The organism is Alphaproteobacteria bacterium (assembly GCA_016722515.1).
Classification (GTDB): Bacteria; Pseudomonadota; Alphaproteobacteria; order Rickettsiales; family JADKJE01; genus JADKJE01.
The window spans coordinates 1-6,693 of sequence record JADKJE010000029.1; the positions used below are offsets into that span (position 1 = coordinate 1).

At 45.9% G+C, this 6,693-nt stretch carries 8 protein-coding genes; all 8 read right to left on the reverse strand.

The annotated features are described in order from the left end of the window. A partial coding sequence (locus IPP74_15555) for a hypothetical protein (GenBank protein MBL0320690.1) occupies nt 1-773 on the reverse strand: 773 nt, incomplete at its 3' end. After that, nucleotides 773-1,831, reverse strand: coding sequence for a hypothetical protein (locus IPP74_15560; GenBank protein MBL0320691.1), 1,059 nt, complete (start codon nt 1,829-1,831; stop codon nt 773-775). The genes IPP74_15560 and IPP74_15555, both read right to left, overlap by 1 nt. Continuing rightward, nucleotides 1,831-2,538 (reverse strand): hypothetical protein, encoded by a 708-nt coding sequence (locus IPP74_15565; GenBank protein ID MBL0320692.1) that lies wholly within the window; start codon nt 2,536-2,538, stop codon nt 1,831-1,833. The genes IPP74_15560 and IPP74_15565 overlap by 1 nt, the downstream gene beginning before the upstream one ends. Next, complete coding sequence (locus IPP74_15570; protein ID MBL0320693.1) at nt 2,523-2,912, reverse strand: GNAT family N-acetyltransferase; 390 nt, start codon at nt 2,910-2,912, stop codon at nt 2,523-2,525. Before IPP74_15570 ends, IPP74_15565 begins: the two co-directional genes overlap by 16 nt. Nucleotides 2,913-2,992: 80 nt before the next feature. Beyond that, nucleotides 2,993-3,598, reverse strand: coding sequence for a hypothetical protein (locus IPP74_15575; GenBank protein ID MBL0320694.1), 606 nt, complete (start codon nt 3,596-3,598; stop codon nt 2,993-2,995). Further along, a complete protein-coding gene (locus IPP74_15580; GenBank protein MBL0320695.1) occupies nt 3,598-5,004 on the reverse strand; it encodes a hypothetical protein in 1,407 nt (468 codons plus the stop codon). The genes IPP74_15575 and IPP74_15580 overlap by 1 nt, the downstream gene beginning before the upstream one ends. A 296-nt stretch (nt 5,005-5,300) precedes the next feature. Next, nucleotides 5,301-6,050 (reverse strand): hypothetical protein, encoded by a 750-nt coding sequence (locus IPP74_15585; GenBank protein ID MBL0320696.1) that lies wholly within the window; start codon nt 6,048-6,050, stop codon nt 5,301-5,303. A gap of 12 nt (nt 6,051-6,062) precedes the next feature. Continuing rightward, a partial coding sequence (locus IPP74_15590) for a hypothetical protein (protein ID MBL0320697.1) occupies nt 6,063-6,693 on the reverse strand: 631 nt, incomplete at its 5' end.

Here is a 6,693-nt window from a genome sequence, read left to right on the forward strand (position 1 = left end):
ACGAAGCTTACTTGAAGACTTTCGGCAGCAGCAGATGCGCCACCCAGAAGCTTGTATTTTGCCGTGTCGGCGTCAGGTACACCCTTTTCAATAAGCGCAGCAATGCGTTGCTTGGTTGGCGTTTGATATGTAAAAAGACCCTTTGCAATATCAGATGCCGGTTTCGCAGCCTGAACAATCGGAGATACTGATTTTTTTGCCGCCTGCGCAATCGGTTTTGCAGCACTAACAACTTGTGGCGCAGAAGCCTTTGCCATCATACCGATTTGCGCCAATTCGCCGCCAAGCCCTGCAAGCGGCGCTGCTACGCTTGCAACTTCACCTAGATCTTGGATATATTCGCGCCCTTTTTCTGTTCTAGGCTCATAAGTGAATTTACGCATAACGTCTGCGGCATGTTGTTCTATCCGATTTGCTGCCTCGCTTGTGCCGAAGTTTCCGGCACGCATTTCTTCTGCTATACCGCGGAGTGCCCCGCCGATCATTCCAATAGTTCCACCTGTCGCGCCAGTTACAGCGGTTAACGCAGCCTCTCCAGCGCCAATGGCTTTATCGGCAAAGGTCGAGTCATCAACTTGCTGCACAACATTTGTGGCGGCAACGTCGTCACCATAAATATCTGGTGCGTCATTACTTGGTGCTTGCTCACCTGCTTGTTGGAAATCAAGTTCCGACGCATAGCCAGCGGCAATAGCTTTGCGCTTAATTTCCTCTTTTGTAGTGCCTTCTGGTATTCCTTGAATTACATATCCATTAGGGAGCGTAACATCCATTACAAATCACTCCAGTTAATAGCGCCGCCGGTAGGTGACTGCTGATTAGTCTGGGCAGGATTGCTTTTTGAAAAGTCGCGCCCTGCATTTTTATATAAAATACGCATTGCATCATCAATTGCACGTTTTGCGAGTGATGGGCTTATGTTTTGGTCTGACAATACTGACGATGCTTTGCTTAGCATCCCTTGCTCACCCTCTGTTATCGGGCCTTGTCCTGCAAGCTCTCCGCGAGCTGCCATATTAAGCATATTGATTAACTGCTCTTTCTGGGAAATAAGGTCTATACCTTTTTGTGAGCGAAAAAACTTCGGGTACCACTCTTCTCCTTTTCCGTAAATAAGGTCTAAATCAGCCGAGGTTAAAGACTTGTAGATCATATCTGCATCTTCTAGCTTTTGACTCTGCCCAGACTGCTGCACCATTTTCTTGGCCTGCGACTCTGCTGCAATTTTTGCGTTTGCAATGTCTGCCTGTAGTTTTGGTTCAGTCTGCATTTTAATGCCTTGGCTGGCCAGCTCACGGGCAGATGCTTCTTGTCCAACTTGTGTAATACGCTCTTGCCCAGTCTGTCCGTATGCACCGGCCACGCTTAGCTTTCCTACAGGTTTTTTGTCAGTCCCGTCAATAGCTGCAAAAACACTTTTAAAGCCGCCTTTTGGGTTTCGTTCAGAAGTTGCGAAAAACAGATTTCCATCCTCATCTTTTAGCGTTTCCTGCGCACCAAACTGGAGGTTCCCTTCTGACCCTAAGCCCTGTTGGGTAGACTTATATGTATCAATAAACCCTTTAACGAAATTAGGGCTTAACTGATACGCTTCTATAAACAGTTGCTCCCTGATATTGGGGTCTTCTGTCTGCTCCATTGCTGCCAGCTTCATTGCAGCGTTTTTTTGCCCTGCAATAGCTGCTTCCTTTTCTTGTTGCGCCGCTTGTTCGGCCTCTTGCGCCTTTTTAGCTTTTGCCACGGAGGCGATACCCTGACCAAGCGCTGCAAAACCTTGGTTAAATTGGCTTGGCTGGTTTAAATATCCTAGAACGTCAGGTGCTTGTGCCATTAAATAGTCGCTCCGTAAATTTGTGCGCCAGTGCCCGCTAATTGCAGCCAAGGGCTTATGCCCGCTGGTGCTGATGCAATGGCTTGCTGCGCTGCGATGTTGCCCTGATTAATCATGCCCTGCTGGACGCTTTGGCCAGCCTGACCAAGTGCATTCATTGTAGTGCCTAGTGTCCCAAGTCCTAAATTGACGCCTTGCGTTAGTTGGTTTAGCCTGTTCTGCACTGCGGTGTCACCATAGGATTGCGCCTGCTGGAATGTAGACTTGGCAATTGCGTCCTGCATATTCCCAGATCGAAGACCGCCAGTAGCAGACCCAGCCGCGGCTAATTGCTGTGTTGTTTGATCGATAATGCTTTTAAATGCGTCTGTATTTAATGACTCTTTCCGGAAAGCATCTTGCGCAGCTGGGTCTAAAAACGCTGTAAGTTGCGGTAAAAATGATTCTCCAGCCTGTCGATATGGGGCTGTCATCGCCTGGAAGTCTTCATATTGTTGACGCGCAAGTGCAATGGCTTGTTTGTTTGCGTCTTCTTGAGCGGCAAGAGCGTCCCTTGCTGCCTCTTTTTGATCTTGGCCACTTATGGTGTCATCAATCTTTTGAAGCGCCTCGTCTGGGCCAAGCATTCCGCCGACAACGCCGCCAAGGCCGATGTTAGTTAGGCCACCACTGGTTGTAGGGTCTATTTTAGCTACAGCTCCACCCATTTTTTAATCTCCTCTCTTGTGATGCCAAGGGCGTAGCGGTCTATCAATACGCCATCCCTTAAGATTGATTTACGGTCAAGCCCTTCTTCTTTAAAGCCACACTTCTTGGCGAATGCATAAACGTCAGGGAATGTAACAGGTATTTTTGATGTAAGTTTTTGAAAGTTTGGCGCAAAGGTGTTTAGTGCGAAGTTGTAAAACAGTTTTGCGCAATCGAGTGCAAGATGCCGAAAGCCAACAACTATATTTATATGTATAACATACGTAACAGCGGTTTCGGGTGATAAATGCACAAAGCCTATGCATTCACCTTCAAAGAAAAAACCAAAGTAAAAATCAGATTCAGGAAGCTCGATTCGATCAAAGTCAGTCATGTCGTCGCATACTCGCCTAGATAGCTCGCTATCTGCGACAATCTCGTTAGCTACTGCGCTGCTAATTCGCTGAATTATAATCATACGCTCATTTGCTTGGCTGTTTTTGCTTTTGCGATTATATCATTAACGACGCCAATCGCATTATTTAAATCTGCTACTGCTGTATTGTGGTTGGTGCGAATATCGTTAATAAGGTCCGACTGCTCTTGGGCATAAGCTTGCGAGTATGCCGCTGGAGCTGCTCCAATCGCCGGTAGCGCCACTGTTGCGGTTGATACAACTGCGTTTGATGATATGGCAGCCCGCAAAACAGTGCCGCCAATCGCCTCTGTACAATAGTCGTTAGTGCCAACTATGTTTCCGGTCGCCCCATGCTCGCTAGTCCCGCCAACATGCGTAGCCAAATCTGTTGTGACTTGCAGAATGTCGACTTCATTAGTAGTGACGCGAACATCTAGCGCCGCTATATCAACCTCTGTAGCGTCAACCCGTAACGTCAGGGCGTCCAGATCAATTTGCAGTTGATCTAAAACTATTAAGAAATTGTCATCACTGCTGGCTAGAAGAATTAAATTCTCCAGCAAGGTTAGGTAGTCGTTAACTAGCCAATCTGGCCATCCCAAATGCTTAAGGTCAGAAGCACTTGGCCGTAACGTTTGAAGCTGCTGCGCAAGTGTGGCCATTAACTAACCTCTATGTCAAACTTAGAAAACGCCATGCGTGACCGTGACACGCCGCGCAACCGAAACGTAACCCAGCTTCTGACATACCCCAAGCGCCGCACAATGAAACGCAATCCAAACTGATTATTCATGCCATATTCCTTGCTGTATTCCATACTATTGGCGCGCATATCTTGCGACATAGATATAAAAACAGTTGCATCGTTATCAGGTGAAACTCCAGGAATAGTTTCTATTTCAAGTTTATTGATTGAACCTGTTTCAAGCATTACCGCTGGGGTATGAATAAGCCACTCAACCATAGCGCCATAGTGGGTGCATATTGTCCTGTCTATCTCCCCTATATTGCCGTCACGCTTATCACCAATTAGCCATTTCCCGTTTCTTGGGTCACGAACAATATTACGGCCTCGGTAAGTTAGGTCGCCGGTAGTGTCTGTCTTCAGTATCGACCAAGACGACTCTAGCCCAAATGTTTCTGCAACTGACTCATTAAATACAAGCGTATGACCCGGGAGGTGGAACATAATAAAGGTTACGTTGCCATCTATAAACGCGTCGACGGTTGACGTCGACAATTCGTCGTCTGTGTAAGACTGCAATATAACGTCAGTTTCCCTTGTGGAAATTGATTGTTCTGTACCGATGCTAATGATATGGAAGGATGGTGCCGTATTTTCGCGCCTACTTAGTGTGTACCATTTCCCGCTCAATTCTTTTTTACAATGGACGCCAAGAATACCTATTTTTTGGTTTTTACGTGGGATTGTCTGAAAAGCAAATGGTGTAGCGCCAACGTTTATAAACGATTGTTTTGAAAACTCACCAAAAACAAGAACCTCGTTTTCTTCTGTGCGGCCAAGACCACGGGAAGAATCCGGCATAAATTCTGCGTTTGCAAAGGCCAGTGGCTCATACTGCTCTTCATTCAAAATGTTTGAATGGTAAATTGTTTCGCCATCTGTAAGGAAAAAATAACCATCAACCCAGACAATATCAATAGGAGTCCCGATGTCTGGGTCTGTCATTTGTCGAAATCCGTCGGTAGGGTTGTAATAGAATAATTTCCCACCGGCAACCACTGCGACATTATTAAATGAAAAATCGATGCTGGCTTGGTCTGACCCCGCAATTGCACCCAAAACAGTTACCAAACCATTCTCGTCTATTTTTATGAAGTCAGTGCCAGACAGTCTATAGTGCCCCTCCAACCCTTCACGCGAAACCCATTTGCCGCCTCGGTCTACCCCGCCACCTTCTGCAAAACCTGACAACCCATAAAATGACATTAGGTAGCCCTTGGCCCCCAAAATATCGCGCTTAACCGCATACATGTTTGTTAGCAATCCATCCCTATAGTCGGTATTGCTACCTATCTTGTCACCCTTTAACATCGGTATTTGCATTTTGACATCTCTATAGGTTTTATATGGCAGTTAAGCGCTATTTTGTTATGGAAATAAGGTATGTAAATGGCCTGTTAATCACGCGCCAAGAATCTTGTTTTAACGTAAAAGATAACGCAACAAATAGGGCTGAGAGACTATCAAAACAACAACCAGTCAACACGTATAAGGTTTATGATAGCCACTCAGAACACTACACTTAGCAGCCTTTCTTGCTGCCTTTTTTCTTTTCGCCACCCATTTCAACTTCGATTTTAATCATTGGTTTTTTTACTGCTTTCTTTTTTGCTGCCATTTTAGTTTATCCCTATAAAGTTAAATACAAGTGAGCTTGATGTTATTGATACGTTCCCGCTGGTACTGCTTGCCAGTGCCAGACCGATAATGTCGCCAGCTTGCGCAACAAGCGTTCCGGTGCCAGATATGTTACCAATATCCCCTGTTAGTAGCTTATTTGGTAGCTTGGAGTGAACTGCGCGAGCCGATAGCGTAGTAAAGCCGCCACGAGTTACCGAAAACGCAGCGCCTACATTCGTATTGTTTTCTGAGTGAGACACGTCAGCAAACCCAGTGATCTGCACAACGCCACCGTTTAATACCTGCACACGACCATCTGCAAGCGTGATGAATGCTCCATTTTTATTTAGAGTCTCTGCAAAACCATTTAGTACTTGTACATAACCGCCCAATGCTGGGTTTAGGTCTGCCGTACCAGTTCCCACGACAGTAACAAAGTAGTTGACGGCTGGGTGCGTTATAGATACTTGAGCAATCCCATTGCCACTAGCTGGGATTAAATTCGCGCTTCCGGTTGCGCCATCAATCTGGGCAATAACTACGCCATCAGAACAATTGCACTCAATAATTCCATGATTCCATCCTTTGCCGTTTGTCTCGTCATTATCAATGATGGAAAACCTAGACTGTGAAAAGTATCCCGCCACTAGCACATCTGCTTTACTGTCGCTTGTTTCATAGACGTATTTGTTAAAAATACCGCGCGACTGTATCGCAACCCTGTCTAGCGACTCTTGATTAAAAGCCATAAACTTTCCTTGTTATGAGCAGTTAAAATTAACAGTCACATTATTTATACGGCCTGTGTCTGTTGTAACAGTAAACGTTACAGTTTCAAAATTAGCAGCCGAATGAAGACATTCTACACGGTAGCTGATAACTCCATTCAGTTCTGTGTTATTGCTAACAAGTAGGCCGCTCGTGTTTGTGTAAGTGTAAGTAGTTACCGACTCAGAACCGAGCCAATCAACAAAGCTTTGCGAAAAGTCGTTTATATCCCCAATAGCCATATAGTTTGTCTGGTATGAAATTGGAGGCTGAACGACTGGTACCATGAAGTTACTTACACGCTGCAAACGCATATTACCAGACCCGCGAGGCATTCTACGTGGCGGTTGTACCTGTCTTGTCTGTGCTGTAAATGCATACAAAGAGGACATCCCAGCGCCTTGCATTAGGGCTAATGTAGGTGTTAATTCCTTGCCGAAATGCACAGCAAGCTCGCACGCCAGAAGATTCTTAACTGGCCCAATTTGTGTGTAATCAATGCCTGACTCGTCAGCCGTGTCTGGCGACTCAGTAAAATTATATCCGAGTGAAATGTTGCCAGCCTCAAAGCTACCCATCATGTCTTCGAGCACATCAAGCGCAAGTGCGACTTCGGCCGGCGTT